We start from the raw sequence: 19239 nt of genomic DNA on the forward strand, positions 1-19239 counted from the left end.
ATTGCGGGCCGCCGGCGAAGCAATCCAGTGCAGCGCAACTGCGCCGGATTGCCGCGCAACCCCGGTAGGCCGAAATTTCAGCCGTCCCGGCTTACTCGCCTTTGACCGTTGCCCCAGAATCAGTCGCGCACAACAGCGCGATCATGTAGATGACGAAGAAGCATAGCGCGATCGTACACACGGCGGCGATGTGCGTAACCGGCAGACTGTCGTTCCGGTTAAGCGCGATCTGCACCGGCAGTCCCGCGCCGCCCATGATGCCGCTATTGGCGAGCGGAACGCTCCAGAGGAAAATTGGATAGAAGATCGGCTTCACATAATCTCTCATCTTGAAGACGAGACATGCCGCCAGCATGGCCGCGCCGGCATTCACGAAAGCCCACCAGACAGGGAACTTCATCATCACGAATGGCTGCGGTCCATAATACATGAAGGTACTGGTATTAAGACCGGGAATCTCCAGAATGGTCTCTATGACGACCAGGACAACGTACATAATAAAAATGCCCCTGGTCGTGATCCCCTTGATAAAGCGACCATAAGCGAAGCAGGAAAGACCGCCCAGAAACCATAAATAAGCAAGGAAGCCGAACAGCGGCACGGAGCGATTGAAAGCCCGCCATACCGCATGCATGCCTTCCGGGGGATAGATGCCCAATCCGAGCAACTGCGACAGCGGTTCGGCCATGTAGGCTATGCCGGCGGACAGAAAGAGATAAATCGGCAGCAGAGATTTTTGCTTCCAGGCAACCCACAGCACGAGGGCTGTCGTAAGGATCAGCGGCGGCAACTGCATCATTTCGAATTGGCTCTGCAGCGCCTGATCCATGTGAACGAAATCGGCGGGCGGTAACGGCATCGTAGGCACGGCATTCTCCCCCAGGACGTTGCGACTCCTCTGACGGGAGCGACAGACCGAGCCTAGAAAAAAATAACATGGCTATCAATTTTTCCCTGCAGCAGCGACGAAATCACTTATCGCCAGACCGAACGCGTCGTCCTCGCTGCCGATATGGAATGCGCCCGAGAAGTGGTTGTGGCCACGCAACTGGAAGATCATCGGCAACGTTTCCCTTGCGGCAAGTCGAGCCAGCCACAGGCTTGCAGTGTGACGCTGAATGAAGGGCGGATCATGTTCGGCCACTGCCGTCAGCAGCGGAATCGGCGCGCTTGCGAGGCCCTCCAGCGGCGAGCGCGGCGCATGCAGTTCGGGTTCGCCGAAGTAGGCGGGATTCACCGGCGCGATCGACAGGTCGTAGATGCCGGACAAACAGATGCACCCGGCCAGAGAAGCGGCCGTCCCCGCCTCGCCCACCGCAGCGGCGACATGCGCCGCACCTGCCGAATGCCCCATGAGGAACAGCCGCGAGGGATCGCCGCCGTACGGCCCGATGCTTTCACTCGCCCAGCGGACAGCGGCGGCGACATCGTCGCGTCCGGCGGGCCATGCGTGGTCGGGCGCCAGGCGGTAGTTGACGGTCATGCCGACCATACCCCTGCGCGCCGCCCAGGTCCCGACATTGTCGTAGAACGCGCCCGGCGCCTCATCCTTGTCGCCGGCAACGAAGCCGCCGCCATGAACGAAGATCAGCACCGGCGCGCCCGTAATGCCGGCGGGCGCGCACAGGTTAAGCCTATGGCGTTCGTGCTTGCCATAGGCCAGATCATGCGTCACGCGGATCGCAGGATCCGCAGGGGGCAACAGCTGCGCGAACAGCGCGCGCATCTCCAGCATTATATCCGGCGAAATTCGCGCGCCGATCTCGCCAATCCGCGCCTTGGCCTCATCCATCGCCGTCATGGCCCGCCCCTCAGTGATACGCGCGTTCGGGATCTGCGATCATCGCCGGATCGACCAGCCGGCCCCGATCGACCACGACGTCGCCGTCAAGCTCGACCGTGCAGTCGCACATGGGCATGTCGATATGCCCCTTGGTCTTGCGTTTGTAGCCAGGGCCGGTCGAAAACAGGAAATTGCCCGGATAGGCCCGCGCAGAGGCGGCGAGATCCTCGAGGTTGCCATTGAAAGCCACCGTGTCGTCCCACCGCGCCCTGGGATTGAGGCCCCAGCCCATGTGCGAGATCGCGAAGGGGTCCATGTCGCTTTCAGAAAGCTGCGCCTCTTCGAGGAAGTAACGGAACATCTTGGCATCGAGCCCTCCCCCGATTTCGCGGATGAAGCCGTCGCGCACTTCCAGTTCGATCGGGCTGCTCACGAAGCGCTGATAGGGGAATATCCAGACATCGCCCGGCTGCACGACGACGCGGCCGCTGGCCGAGCCCTCGACCGGGAAGTGTGCGATCATGCCCTGCCCCCAGTGGTCCATGCGGCCGGTTTCGTCAGCGGCGCCATAGTGGCAGAGGAACGGCGCCTGCTGGTCGATTTCCCAACGGAGGTCGGTTCCCGCCGCATTGGTCAGGCGAACGCGCTGGGCCTTGCGCAGCCTCGCCTCGCCAGCCTTGGCGGCGGCGCGCAGTGCAGGTGTCCCCTGCAGGCGCAGCAACTGCCTGCTGGTGTCGAGAATGTTGAGGATGCGCCCGCCGGCCTTGCGGATTTCCGGCTGCCACTCCGCAAAGAAGCCGACGTAGAAGGCGATCACCAGCCCCGCCCGCTTCAAGGCTTCCAGCACGCCTTGGTCAGACAGTGGATTGATGCCGACGAATGGGATGTTCATGTTGAGATCGACATGGATCTCGTAGGCGACATTGCCGAGTTCGGCCGCCGCCGCCAGCCCGGCAACGACCTGCTCCCGGTCGGTATCGCGATCGGTCAGGAAGACCACCGTCTCGCCCGGTTTCAGGGCGCATAGTTCGAATTGCCGCTTGAAGGCGGGCACCAGTTGGGCGGATTTGTGCGTTGAAGCGACCATCGTCCCTCTCCTCAATCAACGGGTTGCAGGCGTTCGGTCCGTGCCATTTCCTGGATCATCCGCCGCAGATGAAGCGAGGCGGTGTCGGCGCGGAAATGAAATTCCTTCTCTCCCGGCAGAGCCTCGTCGCGGCGCGCCTCGACGGCTTCAAGCGCCAGCTTGTCATCCTTGATGATCTCCAGCGTTCCGATGGTCACCTGTTCGCGCGTGAAGCCCACCGGCCACGAGAAGCATGACGCGACAAAATGATAACAGGAGCGCGGCGATGACGGGGTGATCGGCGCCAGCACCACGAAGTCCTTCATTGGCCGTTCCGGCTCGTCGGGATAGTCGAACCGGTAGACGATGACGTTGAGAGCAGGCGCGAAGGTCTCGGTGATGGTCGTCTGGCGCACCGGCCTGCCGGGATCGAGTTCGAAGAAGCGCGTGGTGCCTTCCCCCGGCACATGCACGCCGACGTCGCGGATCAGGCGGACCAGATTGGGCCCGGTCTCTATCCGCATGGGCGCACCCGCCAGTTGCCCATCGTCGAACGAGCCGGGATGGAGGAAGGTCGGATGGCTCGTATCCATCAGGTTCTCCAACATCAGCAGGTGGTCCGCCTCGATCGGATAGCAGAAGTTGAAATACTGGACGTAATCGGAGCGGACGCGGCCGGGATCGGGGATCAACGCCCGATCGGCCGCTTCCTCAGGCCCCATCCAGATCCAGGTGAACGGCGGCCTGTCGACAAGCGGGAAACGCCGCACCCCCAGCCCGGGCGGCAAGCGCTCCTGCGAGGGAATAAGCGTGCACTGCCCCGAGGCTGCGAACTGCGCGCCGTGATACCGGCACTGGATTTCGTCGCCCAGGCGATTACCGAGCGAAAGCGGCATCCAGCGGTGCGGACAGCGATCGAATAGCGCCACCGGGTCGCCATCGGCCTTGCGATAAAGCACCAGCGGGATGTCGCAGACCCGTCGCGACAGCAGGTCCGCGCCGATTTCCTCGACGCCCGCGACGACGTACCAGGCATTCATCGGCACATTGTCCATGCCGCGCGTGATGCCCTCCGGGCTTTCGTTCATGATCCGCATTTATCCTCTCCTTGCCCAACCATACACCGAAACCGGCGACGGGGCGGCTATCCTCTTTTCGCGAAGGCGCGACAGAACGTTCTGACGGCTTCGTCGACATCCTTGCCCAGCCTTTGCGGGGCCAGCGGCGCTTCCAGGCCCAGCAGAAGGCTTTGCGCACCCCCGGTCTCGCACATCGCCAGGAAATAAGCAGCCGCGCGATCAGGATCCTCGACTGCAAGCAGCCCGCCGCGCGCGACATCGGCGAAGAAGCGGGCGAGCCGTTCCAGCGCTCGCCCTGGCCCCTTGCGGAAATAGGACAGGCCCAGCGCCGGAAAACGCTCCGCCTCGGCCACCACCAGGCGATGAAGCGCCATGACTTCGGTCGAGGTCACCGTCTCCAGAACGGCCAGCCCGAAATGGCGCAGAGTGCCCGCGACATCCGCGGAATCCAGCGCCACTCCCTCGATTACCGAACCGTAGCGCTCGACCAGGTCGTCAACCACGGCCTCGAACAGCAGGTCCTTGGTGGCGAAATAGGCCCAGAGCGTGGTCTTCGAACCGCCGATCCTGGCTGCGATCGCATTCATGGAGGCGCCGCCGAAGCCGAATTCAAAGAAGATGGTCCGCGCAGCATCCACTATCGCTAGCCGGCGCACGGCTTGGAGGTCCTTCCGTTGATCGGTTGCGGCAACCCGTTTCATGCATTGATGATACCGGCCGGTATCATCAAGTCAATGCCCGCTTCGATCGACATGGACGAGCGCAAATTCCCGCACCAGTCTTATTGAGCAACCTGTCAATTATTGTTAGCCATAGCCGGCACGGCACCGGCCGATCGCAGCAGCAAACCGGGAGAGCTTATGTCCATCTTCAACCATTTGACCGTCGGCACCGCCGATCTTGCCGAATCGCAGCGCTTCTACGACGCCGCGCTGGCCCCGCTCGGCATCAAGAACCTGGGCGGCATTCCCGACGTCTACGTCATGTATGGCGATGCCGCGCCGCAACTGATCGTGATTGTGCCCATAAACGGGGAGCCGGCAACTTTCGGGAACGGTATCACTATCGGCTTCAAGGCGCCGACGCGCAGCGCCGTCGAGGTGTTCCACGCAGCGGGATGCGCCAGCGGCGGAACCTGCGAGGGCAAGCCGGGCCACCGCGAATCTGGCCCTCCGGGAAATTACGGCGCGTATCTGCGCGACCCGGTGGGCAACAAGCTCATCGCGGTCACTTTCAACCCCGAATAGGCCGATAAGGACAGTCGATGCCAAGGTCCGACGCATCGGGCCTTGGCATGTGGCGCTAGCTGGTGCAGCGGCGAACCAGGATATGGCACGAAAATCGCGTTGCTCATGCTGTCAGCGTCAATCCAGTCAAAGCCCGACGGCGTGGGCCAGCCTTCACAATTCCGCGCCGCGTCCGCTCTTGCATCGGCTCGGGCTTCGAGTCTGGCATAGGGCCAGATGTGGATCATTCGTGTCGGCACGTCGATCGCATAAGCGGCCGTCAGCAAGGGGGAAAAGGGGCTCCGTTGCGGCGCAATCTCCGCCCATTCGGGCATCAGGCGCGCTAGCCCGACTGGCTTCATCCGGTAGGTTCGAATTTCGTAATAAGGCCCGTGGTCCCCCGGCTCGATCGCGGAAAAGCCGGGGAAAGCCGGTAGCTATCGAGACCAGACTCAGTCCCAGCAGAAATCGGCACAACCAAACGGATTTCCGGACTCCCCGAATCTCTTCCGTTCCGCCAGGAACCGCAGTCGCTGTCGAAACCACGAAGGATGATAAGCTTGTTCAGGGCGCCCATTCTCCGGGCGCCCGCAGGCGAGCAGGCGTCCCGTTCAGGTTGAGCATGCTGTCGCTCGCACCGATGGAAGAGATCAGCAGAGAAATCGACTACCCCTTCTGGTTCCATGTGATGCCGCTCAAGGATCGCGGCCATATGCAGTCGCTGCTGGACCGGGCCGCCGCACTCGGCGCGCCAGTGCTCATAGTCACGGTCGACTCGCAGGTTCCGGCACAGGTCCATAACAATCTGCGAAATAGGCTTGGGCAGCGCCCGGATGCCAGGGCGGTGGGCCATTATCTCGCTCAGCCGGGTTGGCTGCTGTCGACGATCGCCAGCGGAAAAAAGCTGGGAACAGGCAACTTCAGCGGCCCGGAGTTCAGCACTGCAGAAGGCCTCGCCAACGTCCTCGATCCCGGCGCACATGGGGATATATCGAATGGCTCTGGAGCCGCTGGGCCGGCAAGATTCTGGTCAAGGGCGTACTGGATCCGGAGGATGCCGTTGCAACCTTTGCGGCCGGGGCAGATGGGATTTCGGTCTCGAACCACGGCGGCACACAGCTCGATCATGCCAGATGCCGTACCGTGGAGAAGGTCGATCAGAACATTCTCATTCAACAGAGCGCTTTTTGATCCGCCTGAATCGGATTGCGCGCGCTGATTGATTGAGCCGGAAGATGGATGGAAGAACCGGATTTTGTGCTGTGAGGCTGATAATTTGAGCGTTGTCGGGGGATGCTGGCGAAGATTTATGTCGCTCCGGCCTCTTGCCGGTAACTCCAGCCCCGTGGGTGTACTGCTCAAGTTGCTTTGATACGCTCGAGCTGAGGCCTATATTGTAGACGACATTGGCGAGGCCGATCTTCAATTCCGCTCGTTTGATGCCGACGGTGTTCTTCGAACCCTCCAATTTCGTGACTTCTATCGAGCGAATGCACGAAGGAACACTTCGGCCACCCGGGATGCCTCGGCTTCCGTTTCGACGGTGCCAATTTCGACCCGCCCCTCAAGCAGCCGCTCATGCAGGTACCCGAAGCAGATGCGAATCAATGCGCGCGCCGCGTTGCGTCCGTTTTCGTTGCCCAGCGTGCCCAGCGTGCCCAGCGTGCCCAGCGTGCCCAGCGTGCCCAGCGTGCCCAGCTTAACGCACTTGTCGAAGAAGGCGGCAAGAAATTCCTCGCTAGGTCTGAAAAGCTGATTGTAATAGATCGTGCCCAGTTCTGGCTGTCGCAGTGTCTCGCTGACGAGAAGTCTATGGAGGCTCAGGCCCTCCCGCGATGTAATCCGCCGGCAGAATCGCTGGCAGAACTGCCGAACGGTTTGATCCAAGTCTCCCGACAGAATAAGTTCGTCTTTAAGTTCGCGCTGAAATGAAGCCGTCGCTTCATCGAGAACCGCGCTGAACAGTTCGCTTTTGGAGCGGAAATAACTCCACAACGTCCCCTTCGAGCCACCCAGTTCCGCCGCGACATCGGACATCGAAGTCGCGGAATAGCCGTGCTCCATGAACGATCGACGAGCGATATCCAGGATCTTTTCGCGTCGAAGGGCTCTGTTGTAATCTCGCTTCTGAAAACCCTCGGTGGCGTTCCGCTTCATCGAGCGGCCCTCCTCTCCCAATACCCGTATTTGAAGTTCCCTGCTCCATTTCAGATCATCGTATCGATAATCTAGCTCTTTACGCCGGCTGCAGTCTTCGAGCCTGGCCCCAACATTTAATGGGATGCGGGTGGGATATGTCCGGCGGCCACCATGCCCCACCTGCTATTGATTCAACGTCAGGGGCTTTCCGTCGTACCCACGTTAGCTTCGGCGCTCGTGACGAAGGAATCCGCGAAGAATTCGGAGAGCGGCAGGCTGCAGCGCTCAGCAAAGTCGGCGCGGGCGGAATCGACCATGATCGGGACACCGCAGGCATAGACCTGCACTTCCGACATATCCGGATAGTCTACCATCACTGCGCGGTGGACGAAGCCCGTCCGACCGGTCCAGTTATCCGCTACCGTCGCATCCGAAAGTACGGGAATATAGCGGAAATTCGGGTATTCGCGCGCAAGCGCTTCAACCTCGTCATTGAGATAGAGATCCTGCCTGACGCGGGCGCCCCAGTAGAGGACGAATTCGCGATCGCCGTTCTTCGGCAGCGTATCCAGCAGGATCGAGCGAATCGGGGCATATCCGGTGCCGCTTGCAAGCATGATCGCCGGTTTGTCCGACTGGCGCAGGAAGAAGGTGCCGAGGGGCCCTTCGCAATTGAACTTCTCGCGCGTTTTGAGGTCGCCGAAAACGCGGTCAGTGAACAGGCCGCCCGGCGTGTGCCGGATGTGGAATTCGAAGTCGACCATACCTTCGAGCCTGGGCGCGCTGGCGATCGAATAGCTGCGGCGCACGCCGTCACCGAGAATCAAGTCAACGAATTGCCCGGCCGTAAAGCGCAAGTTGAGGTGCAAGGGCACGCGAAGCACCACTCTCGCCACGTCGGATGCCAGCATCTCGATCGACCTGACCATGGCCGGAAATTCGACTGCTGGCGCCAGCGGCGGCAGTTCATCGACCTCGATGGTGATATCGCTCAGCGCGGAGGCCTGGCACAGCAGCGCATAACCTTCATCGCGCTGCGATTGCGGAAGATACGAATGGTGCGCATGACCCAGATCGACCTTGCCTTCGGTCACCCGGCCGCGGCAGGTGCAGCAAGTGCCCATGCGGCAACCATAGGGCAGATTGATGCCCCGCTTGAGCGCCGTGCTCAGGATCGACACGCCGGATTCCACCTCGAAGGTCTTGCCGCTCGGTTGAATTTTGACGACGTAGCTCAAGCTCACTTTCTCCCAATAACGCTTTGACGGGTCCGTTCTTGCATCCTTCCCCAAGCATGCGGCCGACGCCCGGCGCCGGCGGCATGGGGATCGCGGATTATTGCTTGATGTCGGTTTCGAGCACAGTATCCGTGTAGCGGTCGCCGAAGTCGAAGAAATCATCGTGCAGGAAACCGTCGTAATATTCGATTTCCCACCACGCGCTGTTCATGTCCTCGAAGTAGAACGAATAGACGCCGTGCTGCATTTCCACCGGCATGATCGTCTTGATTCCGTAGTAGTCCTTCAGCTCTGTGAGCTTGACATGGGCCTGGTCGACCTCTTCCTTCGTGCGCACGTCGAGACCCCAGTGATTGGCGATTGTGCAAGGACGCACCTCGTCACCCACTTCGAGGCAGACGATGTGGAACTTCATCCCGCACCGCATCACCATGCCCGGAGGCGCGTGCCGCACACATTCCATGCCGAGGAATTCCTCCAGGAATCTGCGGGTCTGCTTGAGGTCGTGGCACTCCATCGTGCCATGCGTGAGCGCATAGGGCTTCACGATCGACTTCTGGTTGTTCGGTTCGAACGCGGCATCTTCGATGATCATGTCAATTCTCCCAATTTCATCATCCAGGCGGTGGCGGATCGCATCAACTTGCCAGACCCAGCCTGCGCCACCCGTCAAACTTCAGAATACCTCGCCGCGCGCATAGCGGTAAGACAAAATGACGGCTTCTTTCAGCAAGGCCATCTCATTGGCGTTGCGCGGCGCATAGAACATGATAGCATTTACACCGAACTTTGCGACCGGATGAATCGCGCCCCAACCCTTCACCAGAACTTCCCAGCGATCCTCGGCGGGAAGCGAGAGATGCCAACTGCCATCGACATGCTGGTGCGCGAATTCGGTGGCGCCGGGGAACGGCGTCAGGATGCGCGCCTTATTGCCAAGCGGAACGCCTTTCAGGTGCATCGCATGGGTAACATGGTCCGAGACCATACTCGGCCCGGTGCGGACGAAGTCAAAGGACGTATCCATCCACTGCCGCATCTGGGCCCGGATGTCGGGCGGCGAGAGTTCGGTAAGCTGCTGGTGCGGCAAGGTGGAACCGGTGGCAGGCGGAAGGCCGCGACGCTGAGGCAACAGAATATTGTAGGGACGCCCTGGGAACAGATCCTTGTCGCCGCTGGGCCTTTCGAAAATGGTGCGGCCATTCGGATAATACCTGACCCAAACGCTCCAACCCCGCGCGGCGGGCGAAATCTCTCCCGGCTTCGCGCCGCCGATCACACCTTCGGCGCCATTGGCGCGGAGCACGACATAACGAATGGCGTCGGAGATCCCGGGCGCGGCACCATGCTCATGAACGCCGCCGAGCAATTCGATCTGGTAGGGATGCGTCGCGCGCACCCACTGATCGAGTTCGTCCTCGCTCGAAACCACCAAGGCCGTCTCGTGGTACTGCAGCATTTCGGTATCCAGCGGCTCTATCACGCCGGGAAGTCCATGCTTGTTCCGGTAGGCGGCGAGCTGACTCAAAGCCTCCTCGGAGCCGACCGGGACAATCACTTCCCGTTCAAGCACGGCATCAACCGAAACACACATATGGAAACTCCTCTCCAAACAATTAATAGGGGTAGCAATGATGGGGCGTCGCGTCAATCTCCATGGAGGCGCGCCCACACCTTCTGGATGCCAGAACCGGTGCCTGTCGTGCCAGATATCCCGGCCCAACCCCATTTCCGCAGCTCGCCGCGCCTCGCACGGGAGGCCTCGCCTCAAGCCCCTTCGCCCAGACTTTTAGGGTAGACGAAGACCGTTTGCGGCGGATTATGCCCCGACTTTGGCCGTCTTGCGCGGCTTCCTTGCCGTTTTCCCCTTCACCACGCCTTCAACTTCACGGTCACGCTGCAGGCCGAGCTTGAACAGGCTTATGCCTTCCTCGAATGCAAGCGCCCCGTCGAGATGAAGCGGGGATACCCGGGCAAACAGGATATTTGCGGATTTTTCCTGATCGAGCTTGGCCACCTTTTCCTCAAGGAACTGCCGGTGCTCGCTTGGGAACAGCTTCTGAGACGTGCCGTGAGCCGTGCTGATCAGGAAGTCCATGATGAGATGGGTGTATATACCAGTTCGCTCGGGCGAGAGACCCGCCTGCCGCACAATGCCGGCGAAGCGTTCCAGCATTTCGACGCCATAGTCCCTGTCACCTAAGCCCACCATCTGGAAGATGCGGAAGCGATTGTGCGAAACCAGATAGGCGGCAATGCCCGGATAGGCCGAGAGGTGGGTGAAGAGCCGCCTCCCCGCCGCCACGAGATCTTCTTCCCAGTCACCCGTCGGCTGAGGCCATTTGCGCAGAAGGCTCTTGTAAAACAGGTTCATGACGCCGGACGTCAACCAGTCACGCCCGCCGATGTAGTAATGGATAAGCGCCGGCGTGACGTTCATCGAACGTGCCACGACCACGATCGAAAGATCCTGCAGGGAAATGGTCTTGGAAAGCTTGAGCGCGGCCTCGATAATGCTTTGACGGCTAATTTCACCCTTTTCGCTTGCGGGCGGACGCCCGGGGCGGCGGGTGGGCGCGACCAGCTTGGAACGAGTAGCCGACTTGTCGCTCCCTGCTGTGCCCCGATCGTTCATAGTACTTTTCTGCCTTGCCACGCTGAGACCTTATCTTGCGAACTGCATACCTGAACGGCACTGCAGCATCCCCGAACCCATAGTGCCCGCGAGCCTTGCAACCAGACGAATTTTTCCCGTTTGTCAAATTTCACCAGGCAATTCCCGCCCTCGCCTCGCCTACTGTCCGGACAACACGGCGCTGCCCTGCCAATCGTCCGATCGGACCAGGAGCAAAGATTCCGTCAGGCAAGTTCTTCGCGCCGGGGCCGTTCGACATCGCCGACGCCAAGCGCGCCCAGAAACCCCTTCTGGAACCGCCTGCTTGCCTCGTTGACTTCCTGAAGTCCGAAATCGATCCCGACCGTCTGACGGACCGGACGCGCGCCCTTCGGCATGGCGATGAGATCGCGGATCAGATTGGCGACCAGAGCGGGATCCATCTGATCCATGTGCTGCGCCCCGACGACGCGTGAATTTTCCTGTATCCGTTCGCGGAAGCGCCCGAATTCGCCGTATGCGGCAACAATATCCTGATCCTCGGGGTCGCGCTGGCTTGCCGCAAGATTGGTCGTCGGAAACGGCCCTGGCTCAACGGTGACGGCATCGATACCCAGCCCCGCCACTTCGTAACCCAGGGTTTCGGTCAAGGTTTCCAGCGCCACCTTGCCGGCGCCATAAATGCCGAAACCTGGAGCGACGGCCCGTCCCGCAATTGATGTAACCGTGATCAGCAGCCCGTCCCGACGCGCCCTCATGCCGGGCAGCACGGCCTTGTACAAGCGAAACGGCCCGATGAGATTGGTCTGCAGGATATCCTCGAACTGGCCGACCGAATAGGCTTCGGCGTTGCCCAGCCACATTACACCGGCATTGGAGATGCACACGTCGATCTGGCCGGCCGTGTCGTGGACCGTGCGCACCGCCTTCTGGACCGACGCGTCGTCGGTCACGTCCAATTCCACTGGGACGATGGGATGTTCTGCGGGAAACGCCGCAATCTCGCGCGCCACATCCGCATTGCGGCCATCGATAGCCCGCATTCCCGCAAAAACCCTGTGCCCCGCCTCGGCTAGGGTAGTCGCGATCAACCTGCCGAAGCCGCTGCTCGCGCCCGTGATCAGAACAGATGCGCCACTCATAACAACTCTCTCCCGACATCATCCCTTCAATGAATATTGACAGACATATGAAATACTGCAACCCCGCATCGGGCAGGCCTGACGGGAGATAATGGATCGGGATGGCTACGATTGACCTGCAACCCGCCGCTTCTGGATTTCGCGCCTGGTATGTTCTGACGATGCTGACCCTGGCGGTGATCGTCAGCTATATCGATCGCTATGTGCTGGCCGTGCTGGTGCAGCCGATCAAGGCAGACCTTGGCTTTTCCGATACCGAACTGGGCCTGCTGACGGGGTTTGCCTTTTCGGCGATCTACGCTGTTTTCGGCATACCGATTGCCCGACTGGCCGACCGGGGCCGCCGGCGCGACGTGATCGCGATTTCTTTGGTGGTCTGGAGCGTGATGACCGCGATCTGCGGAGCGGCGCGTAGCTTTACCGCCTTCGCCTTCGCCCGCTTTGGCGTGGGCGCGGGGGAGGCGGGCGCCCTGCCCTCCTCTCAGGCGCTGATAGCCGACCTGTTCCCGCCCCAGCAACGCAACACGGCGCTGGCCGTTCTGGGCAGCGGCGGCACTATCGGGCTGCTGACGGCCTTCCTGATCGGCGGCCTGATCGAGGCCCGGCTCGGCTGGCGCATGACCTTCGTCGTGGTCTCCGCTCCCGGCGTAGTGCTGGCCCTGCTCATCTGGCTGACCATCGCTGAGCCCGGCTCCGGCAAGGCTGCCGCCATGACCCAGCCAAAGTCATCGATGGGCCTGCTGCGAGAGCTGCTCGCGGACCCTCTGTTTCGGCATATCCCGCTCGCGCAGGCAAGCCTGGCGCTGCTCATGTTCGCACAGACGCAGTGGCTTCCCGCTTTTTTCGAACGCAGCTTCGACCTGCCCCGCATGCAGATCGGCCCGACGCTGGCAATGACCAACGGGCTGGCCGGGATCGCCGGGATGGTGACCGGAGGGCTGCTGGCGGACAGGCTGATCCGGCGCGGCGCGGTTTGGCCGGTCCGCGTAGCGATTGGCGGTGTCTTGCTTGGCGCAGCCCCGATGCTCGGCCTCTACCTGTCGACGACACCGAACCGGGCCTTCGCCTGCTCGGCCATGATGGGATTCTGTCTGGCAATCCCCGGCGGACCGCTGCTGGCGCTGGTGCAGAGCCTTGTCCCGCGCGAAGCCCGCGCGACTGCGGCGGCCGCGATCGCAATGTGCGCCGCGTTTATCGGCCTCGGCGGCGGCCCGCTGATGATCGGCATGATCAGCGACTGGCTCGCACCGTCGCTGGGCGCTCAATCGCTGCGGTGGGGCATGCTCATCACCGTCGGATTGACGCTGCCCTGGTGCCTGTTCCACTTCAGCCGGGTCGCGCGATTGCTCTCCCAGCGCGGCGGCTGATCGACGCGGCCGTCACGGCTTGCGGTGAAGTTCCTCGCGCTGGCGGTCCCACATTGCGGGCGGGGGAAGCTTTCCGAGTTCGGGCTTCTCACGCAGCAGCAGCACTGAACGGCAATACATGTAGAGCCCGTCGTACATGGCCATGCTCATGCGCAGATTCTCAGCGTCGTCGGGAAACGCGCAGAGCATGCCATGCGCGATCGCATCCAGACCGACGCCGATGGGTTCCTTGAGGTCTGCCACCGAGTAGCCGGGCTCATGGTGATGGAACACATGATGGACGCCCGACTCGATGACATCCGCCATCAGTTCGAGCGCGGGATCCTGCACATCGTACTTGCGCATCAGCTTGCGGAAGGTGGAACCTTCCGCGTCGTGAGGGCCGATCTCCACGCCGGGAATGGCAAAGGGGATCGCGTCTTGGGGAATGTCGTAACTGTCGGCGAAAGGAAGGAAGCCAATCTCACCCTCGGGATCGATGAAGCGCAGGATGAGCCACGGAGAAGCGACCCGGTCCATGTGAATATGATCCCTTGTCACCCACTTCATGGCACTCTCCCTTAGCCGCTGCATCGGATTTCGGCGACGGGCCGATGCCCGATACTCAAGGCGACGAATTGCCAGCATTTAATTTTTATGCAAGATAATTATGGACGATCCGGCCAGACTCGCGGCACGGAACGCGAGGCCGAAGGACCCGGCGAACCGGCGCTCTTGCATCGGCATTTGGGGACAGGAAATCCAATCATGCTGCTCTTGACCGCCGCGAACGGAAACCAGGGGCGATTGCTGGCACCCAAGCTGCTGCGGGCAGGCTTTGTCCTGCGCGCCTGCACGCGCACCGAGGAATCCGCTGCTGCGCTCCGCGCCTCCGGTGTCCATGACGTGATCGTGGGCGATATCGCCGAGCCGGACGTGCTCGCCCGGGCAATCGACGGCGTGGACCAGATCTATCACATCGGCCCTTCCGCCCACCCGCGCGAGCGCGAGATGGGATTTCGGATGGTCGACGCCGCGCGCGCCGCGGGGGTCGGTCACTTCGTTTTCAGTTCCGTGCTGCACGCCATCACCACCGACCTCGTCCAGCATGAGATCAAGCGCGATATCGAGGAGCACCTGCTTTCCTCCAGGCTGGAATTCACCATTCTCCAGCCGGCCAACTACATGGCGCCCTGGCGCATGCAACCGACCTTTCGCGACGGCGTATTCCGGCTGTCGTGGTCGCTCGACCGGCGCCAGTCGATGGTCGATATCGGGGATATCACCGATGTCGCGCTCCTCGTCCTCAAGGAGCGTGAGCGGCACTATGGCGCAACCTACGAGCTGTGCGGCGAGGGTCGCTTTACCGGGCATGACATGGGCGCGATCCTTACGCAGGTTGCCGGAAGGCCCATCGCGGTCGAGGAGATCGGCGCCGATGATTACCTCACCGCGCTGTTCGGCGATGGCGATCGCAGCCAGTTCACACACCAGATCAATGTGCTACGCGGGATCAGCGCGCGCTATTCCAGCCACGACTTCGTCGGCAATCCCAATGTGCTGACCTGGCTGCTGGGGCGGCCACTAACCAGTTTCGAACAATTCGCGCGCACCCAGTTCGCGATCTTTCAGCAGGATGCGCAGGCCCGACAGGCCTGAGCCATCCCCCATCCGGCCCGCCGCAAACGACGCGCCGCTCAGGACCAAGACCATGAAAAACAAAGTCATCATTAGCTGCGCCATCACGGGATCGATCCACACGCCTTCGATGTCGCCTTACCTGCCCGTCACCCCAGCCGAGATCGCCGAGAGCGCGCTGGGAGCGGCCGAAGCCGGCGCGGCGATCGTTCATCTGCACGCGCGCGACCCGGAAACCGGCAAGCCGGTGCACACACCGGAAGACTTCGAGCCTTTCCTTAAGGTTATAAAGCAAAGTTCGGACGTCGTGGTGAACATCACCACCGGCGCCTCTCCCTACATGCCGGTCGAGTACCGGGTGAAGCCAGCCGAAACGTGGAAGCCCGAGGTCGCCAGCCTCAACATGGGCTCGATGAACTTCGGCCTGTTCCCTATGCTGGAGCGCTTCAAGGAGTTCAAGTTCGACTGGGAGCCCGAGATGCTCGAGGCGAGCCACGACCTCGTCTTCCGCAACAGCTTCAGGGACATTCGCTATGCGCTCGACACGCTGAACGCGACCGGCACCCGCTACGAGTTCGAGTGCTATGACACCAGCCACCTCTACAATCTGCATTATTTCTGGAAAGCCGGCCTCGTGCAGGCTCCGCTGTTCATCCAGACCTGCTTCGGCCTGCTCGGCGGCATCGGCGCGCATCCCGAGGACGTGATGCACATGAAGCGCACGGCCGACCGCCTGTTCGGCGACAATTACCGCTGGTCGGTGCTGGCGGCAGGATCGAACCAGATGCGGGTCGCGGCCATGGCGGCGTCCATGGGCGGCCATGTGCGCGTGGGACTGGAGGATTCGCTGTGGATCGGCAAGGGGCAACTCGCCGAAACGAATGCCGCCCAGGTCGCCAAGGTGCGCCAGATCATCGAAGGCCTGGGCGGCGAGATCGCCAGCCCCGACGAGGCGCGCGACATCCTCCAGCTCAAGGGCGGAGACAAGGTTGGCTTCTGAGGCTTATAGAACATCTGCGCCACTTCGTCTTTGCGAATTATAGGCGAGGAATCCAGGGCCGCGCGCGCAGCGCCCTGGATTGCTTCGGGGCTTCGCCCCTCGCGATGCGATTTATATTTACGCGGCGCGCTCCGGGCAGCCGCCCCGGTGCCGGCATCTCGCGACGGCGGGGCGAGAGCCCTGCCGATCCTCGCCCGGACAGTCGCGAGGCCTTTTGATGAAGCCAATATATCGAAGAGCTGAATGTCAGTGCGGCATTCAGCTTGAACGATAGACCTGCATCCACGGGTGGACTTCGAACGTGATCAATCCGCCTGTGACGCCGGGGTCTTCCCGTCCGAAGGCGTCCGCCTGTTCCCCGGTCACGCCGTCCGCGAGCACGCACATGCCGCCAGCGCCGGGAGTCAGAAGCGGACCCGCGCAATCTATGTTGCCGGCGTCGTGCAGCCGCGACATGTAGGCGGTATGTTCGGCTGCTCCCGGCTGATCCAGGGGACTCACTCCCTCAACCCAGTTCGGGCCCGGGCGGTGAAATATGACGTAGCGCACGGGTGGATTCCGATCGGTCATGGATGATCCTTCTGTCTGAAATTGGAAAATGCACCGGCAACGGGCGCAGCTCTAATATTCAGCGGGGAGTGATCCCCTCCGACGAACTGCTGCAGCTGCAAATTCCAATTTCCTCAGATGTACACCACGCCAGGGTCCTTGCCGCACAGCACGCGGCCATAGAGCTCGGCATTGGTCGAATGCAGGATGAAGGAATGCAACGAAAGCGCTTCCAGGTCCTGAATGATCCGGCGTAGCGGATCGCTATTGCTGATCGAACTGGCGCCCGACGCATTCTGCACGATTTCGGCGACTTCGCGGGAGAGTTTCACCGACCACGCCATATCTGCGCGGCATCGCGCACGCTCAAGCAGCGTGCCGCTGTAGCCCTGCATGGCGATCGTGTCGCGCTGCTGGCGTTCGGCATGGAACTTCGCCTGATCGAGCTTCATATGCGCCTCCGCCATCTGAAGCTGGGTGACGGTGGCATCGGCCTGGCGGCCGTATTCGGTGTAGGTTATGCCGCGCTTTTGGACGCGCTCGGAAAATATCTCCAGCGCCGCGATCGCCATGCCCAGCGGCGTATAGGGCGAAAGGCTGGAGAACAGCGGAATGAGCGGGATCTGATAATAGGGATCGGTGACGCGAAGCTTCGAAGCTTTTGCCTCGTCAACCTCCGCCAGAAGCACGCCGAGATGCGCCGGAACAAAGACGTCCCTGGCGATCAACGAGTTGGAACCGGATCCGCGCAGGCCCGAAACGTCCCAATCGTCTACCAACTCCAGTTGGCTGCGCGGAACGATCATCTGCGCCGGGCCCAGATCGGCGCCATCGGCGCTCTGCGCGAACGTCGACAGCAGGGCGAACTGGGCGTGATGCTGGCCGCTGCAAAAGCGCCATTGCCCGCTTACCGTGTAGCCGCCAGGGCAAGCAACCGCCTTGCCGGTAGGAAGGAACGATACGCATGCTCGCGCACCCGGTTTGGAAAACACTTCCTCCTGCGCCTCGTCGGACATCACCGACAGGAAATGCGGGGCCGTCATGTAGATGCCGACGGTCCATGACGTCGAACCGCAACCGAGCGCGAGGTTCGTGAGCACTTCGGCCAGTTGCTCATGCGATCCCTGAACACCGCCGAAGCGGGGCGGCATAGCAAAGCGAAGCAGGCCGGCATCTTCAATGTCAGCTATCGTCTCGTCGGGAAGACGCCGCAAGTCCCAGGCGCGCGCCGCGCGTTCCCGCAGCGTGGGAATCAGCGACCGGCTGAAAACCACCAGCTCCTGAGCATTTCCATCATGGGCGCCACCGTTCTGACCATCCGGGGCCTGTGTCCCACCCATCAATTCTCTCCCAATCCTGAAATGAGGCTTCGAGGCCCACCTGCGTCGCAAGAACTGAACTCAATTATCATATATGTCAATAAAGGCGTCCGCGCCGGGTCATATTGGCTGATCGCAGCAAACGCCGGACACTCAATCGATGCGGACTATCGCCTTGCCGCCTGCCTTGCCGCCCTGCTCAAGCCGGGTGATCAACGGTATCGCATCCTCCAGCGGCACGGTTTCTCCCAGTGCGATGTGCAGCTTTCCATCACTAGCGAACGTGGCGAGGCTTTCCAGCCGTGCTCGGCTTGCTCCTCCGAATACGAAGCGGATAGGCTTGCCGGTCAGCAGGCGCAGGAACTTGCCAGGTTCCGGGTTGATGTCGAACAGCCGCCCGCCGGGCTTGACCAAGGCCAGCGCATCGTCGACGTTCATCTTGCCGGAAGTCTCGAAGACGACATCGAAGCTCCTGGCCAGCACCGCCATGTCTCCGCTCGCGTAATCGATCACTTCATCGACGCCGAGTTGCTTGGCCTGTTCACCTGTGGAGGCGCTGCACGATCCGGTGACATGCGCGCCCAGCATCTTAGCGATCTGCACCGCCGCCTGCCCGACGCCGCCGATGCAGCCTGCGATGAACACTTTGTGCCCCGGCCCGACATTGCCCTTCTCGGAAAGCGCTTGGAGTGCGGTTCCGGCGCCTGTCGGCAAAGCCGCTGCCTGCTCGAAGCTCACCCCCGCGGGTTTGCGCGCGACCAGCTTCGTTTCGGTCAGCACCTTATCGGCAAACGCGCCCATGACCTTCATTATCCCGGTCCCGAACACCTCGTCGCCGGGCTTGAGGTCGCTGACGTCCGATCCGACCGCTTCAACCACGCCGGCGAAATCGAATCCCATTCCCTTGGGGAAAGTTTTTCCGGTCATCATCTTCATCGCGCCGCCGCGAACGCGCCAGTCTATCGGGTTGATGCTTGCCGCGACCACACGGGCGACAATCTGGCCGTTGCCGGCGACCGGCTCGGGTGCTTGCTCCAGCCGCATTTCTTCCGGTCCGCCATAACGGTGATACTGTATTCGCCGCATAGAACGTCTTCCCC

21 protein-coding genes and 1 pseudogene are annotated in these 19239 nt (G+C 61.6%); 6 read left to right on the top strand and 16 right to left on the bottom strand.

Going from position 1 to position 19239, the window contains the following annotated elements; all coding sequences use genetic code 11:
- Positions 1-91: 91 nt before the first annotated feature.
- From RUH75_RS04075 to RUH75_RS04095, 5 genes are all read right to left on the bottom strand, one after another.
- Entirely contained in the window at positions 92-829 is a 738-nt protein-coding gene (locus RUH75_RS04075) for a hypothetical protein (RefSeq protein WP_313802440.1), read from the bottom strand.
- Between the two features lie 114 nt (positions 830-943).
- A complete protein-coding gene (locus RUH75_RS04080) occupies positions 944-1792 on the bottom strand; it encodes an alpha/beta hydrolase (protein ID WP_313802442.1) in 849 nt (282 codons plus the stop codon).
- A 19-nt stretch (positions 1793-1811) separates the two neighbouring features.
- Entirely contained in the window at positions 1812-2870 is a 1059-nt protein-coding gene (locus tag RUH75_RS04085; RefSeq protein ID WP_313802444.1) for a hypothetical protein, read from the bottom strand.
- A gap of 11 nt (positions 2871-2881) precedes the next feature.
- Positions 2882-3946 (bottom strand): aromatic ring-hydroxylating dioxygenase subunit alpha, encoded by a 1065-nt coding sequence (locus tag RUH75_RS04090; protein WP_313802446.1) that lies wholly within the window; start codon positions 3944-3946, stop codon positions 2882-2884.
- A 47-nt stretch (positions 3947-3993) separates the two neighbouring features.
- Entirely contained in the window at positions 3994-4629 is a 636-nt protein-coding gene (locus RUH75_RS04095) for a TetR/AcrR family transcriptional regulator (RefSeq protein WP_313802448.1), read from the bottom strand.
- Positions 4630-4788: 159 nt separating this feature from the next.
- Here RUH75_RS04095 and RUH75_RS04100 point away from each other — a divergent pair, with 159 nt between their 5' ends.
- Positions 4789-5175, top strand: coding sequence for a VOC family protein (locus RUH75_RS04100; protein WP_313802450.1), 387 nt, complete (start codon positions 4789-4791; stop codon positions 5173-5175).
- Here the strand turns inward: RUH75_RS04100 and RUH75_RS23630 are convergent.
- Entirely contained in the window at positions 5109-5564 is a 456-nt protein-coding gene (locus RUH75_RS23630; RefSeq protein WP_409592317.1) for an NIPSNAP family protein, read from the bottom strand. The genes RUH75_RS04100 and RUH75_RS23630 overlap by 67 nt on opposite strands.
- A gap of 92 nt (positions 5565-5656) precedes the next feature.
- On the opposite strand from RUH75_RS23630, the pseudogene RUH75_RS23635 reads away from it, so the two are divergent.
- Together RUH75_RS23635 and RUH75_RS23640 are read left to right on the top strand one after the other, a co-directional pair.
- Positions 5657-6049: pseudogene (locus RUH75_RS23635) on the top strand (alpha-hydroxy-acid oxidizing protein); the annotation flags it as partial.
- The gene (locus tag RUH75_RS23640) at positions 6025-6345 is read left to right on the top strand and encodes an alpha-hydroxy-acid oxidizing protein (RefSeq protein WP_409592316.1); all 321 of its coding nucleotides are present in this window, start codon (positions 6025-6027) and stop codon (positions 6343-6345) included. The pseudogene RUH75_RS23635 and the gene RUH75_RS23640, both read left to right, overlap by 25 nt.
- Before the next feature lie 288 nt (positions 6346-6633).
- On the opposite strand, the gene RUH75_RS04110 is transcribed toward RUH75_RS23640, so the two are convergent.
- The 6 genes from RUH75_RS04110 to RUH75_RS04135 form a co-directional block, all read right to left on the bottom strand.
- Entirely contained in the window at positions 6634-7311 is a 678-nt protein-coding gene (locus tag RUH75_RS04110; RefSeq protein WP_313802454.1) for a TetR/AcrR family transcriptional regulator, read from the bottom strand.
- Positions 7312-7490: 179 nt separating this feature from the next.
- Positions 7491-8531 carry a 2Fe-2S iron-sulfur cluster-binding protein gene (locus RUH75_RS04115; protein WP_313802456.1) on the bottom strand — a complete coding sequence of 347 codons (1041 nt, stop codon included), beginning with the start codon at positions 8529-8531 and terminating at the stop codon, positions 7491-7493.
- 97 nt (positions 8532-8628) lie between these two features.
- Positions 8629-9126 carry a VOC family protein gene (locus RUH75_RS04120; RefSeq protein WP_313802458.1) on the bottom strand — a complete coding sequence of 166 codons (498 nt, stop codon included), beginning with the start codon at positions 9124-9126 and terminating at the stop codon, positions 8629-8631.
- Between the two features lie 81 nt (positions 9127-9207).
- A complete protein-coding gene (locus tag RUH75_RS04125) occupies positions 9208-10125 on the bottom strand; it encodes a luciferase family protein (RefSeq protein WP_313802459.1) in 918 nt (305 codons plus the stop codon).
- 225 nt (positions 10126-10350) lie between these two features.
- Entirely contained in the window at positions 10351-11166 is an 816-nt protein-coding gene (locus RUH75_RS04130) for a TetR/AcrR family transcriptional regulator (protein ID WP_313802461.1), read from the bottom strand.
- Between the two features lie 224 nt (positions 11167-11390).
- Positions 11391-12287 (bottom strand): SDR family NAD(P)-dependent oxidoreductase, encoded by an 897-nt coding sequence (locus tag RUH75_RS04135; RefSeq protein ID WP_313802463.1) that lies wholly within the window; start codon positions 12285-12287, stop codon positions 11391-11393.
- Between the two features lie 101 nt (positions 12288-12388).
- Between RUH75_RS04135 and RUH75_RS04140 the strand changes: the two genes are divergently transcribed.
- Complete coding sequence (locus RUH75_RS04140) at positions 12389-13654, top strand: MFS transporter (RefSeq protein ID WP_313802465.1); 1266 nt, start codon at positions 12389-12391, stop codon at positions 13652-13654.
- A gap of 12 nt (positions 13655-13666) precedes the next feature.
- Here the strand turns inward: RUH75_RS04140 and RUH75_RS04145 are convergent, their stop codons facing one another.
- A complete protein-coding gene (locus RUH75_RS04145) occupies positions 13667-14203 on the bottom strand; it encodes a chromate resistance protein ChrB domain-containing protein (protein WP_313802466.1) in 537 nt (178 codons plus the stop codon).
- Positions 14204-14401: 198 nt separating this feature from the next.
- Between RUH75_RS04145 and RUH75_RS04150 the strand changes: the two genes are divergently transcribed.
- Positions 14402-15292 carry an SDR family oxidoreductase gene (locus RUH75_RS04150; protein WP_313802467.1) on the top strand — a complete coding sequence of 297 codons (891 nt, stop codon included), beginning with the start codon at positions 14402-14404 and terminating at the stop codon, positions 15290-15292.
- Positions 15293-15344: 52 nt separating this feature from the next.
- Entirely contained in the window at positions 15345-16271 is a 927-nt protein-coding gene (locus RUH75_RS04155) for a 3-keto-5-aminohexanoate cleavage protein (RefSeq protein WP_313802557.1), read from the top strand.
- A 258-nt stretch (positions 16272-16529) separates the two neighbouring features.
- Here the strand turns inward: RUH75_RS04155 and RUH75_RS04160 are convergent, their stop codons facing one another.
- The 3 genes from RUH75_RS04160 to RUH75_RS04170 all read right to left on the bottom strand — a co-directional run bounded on the left by RUH75_RS04160 (position 16530) and on the right by RUH75_RS04170 (position 19225).
- The gene (locus RUH75_RS04160) at positions 16530-16772 is read right to left on the bottom strand and encodes a hypothetical protein (RefSeq protein ID WP_313802469.1); all 243 of its coding nucleotides are present in this window, start codon (positions 16770-16772) and stop codon (positions 16530-16532) included.
- A gap of 182 nt (positions 16773-16954) precedes the next feature.
- Positions 16955-18160 (bottom strand): acyl-CoA dehydrogenase family protein, encoded by a 1206-nt coding sequence (locus tag RUH75_RS04165; protein ID WP_313802471.1) that lies wholly within the window; start codon positions 18158-18160, stop codon positions 16955-16957.
- A gap of 132 nt (positions 18161-18292) precedes the next feature.
- Positions 18293-19225, bottom strand: a complete 933-nt coding sequence (locus RUH75_RS04170) for an NAD(P)-dependent alcohol dehydrogenase (protein WP_313802473.1) — start codon at positions 19223-19225, stop codon at positions 18293-18295.
- Positions 19226-19239 lie beyond the last annotated feature (14 nt).

This window comes from Sphingobium sp., from assembly GCF_032153725.1.
GTDB lineage: Bacteria > Pseudomonadota > Alphaproteobacteria > Sphingomonadales > Sphingomonadaceae > Sphingobium.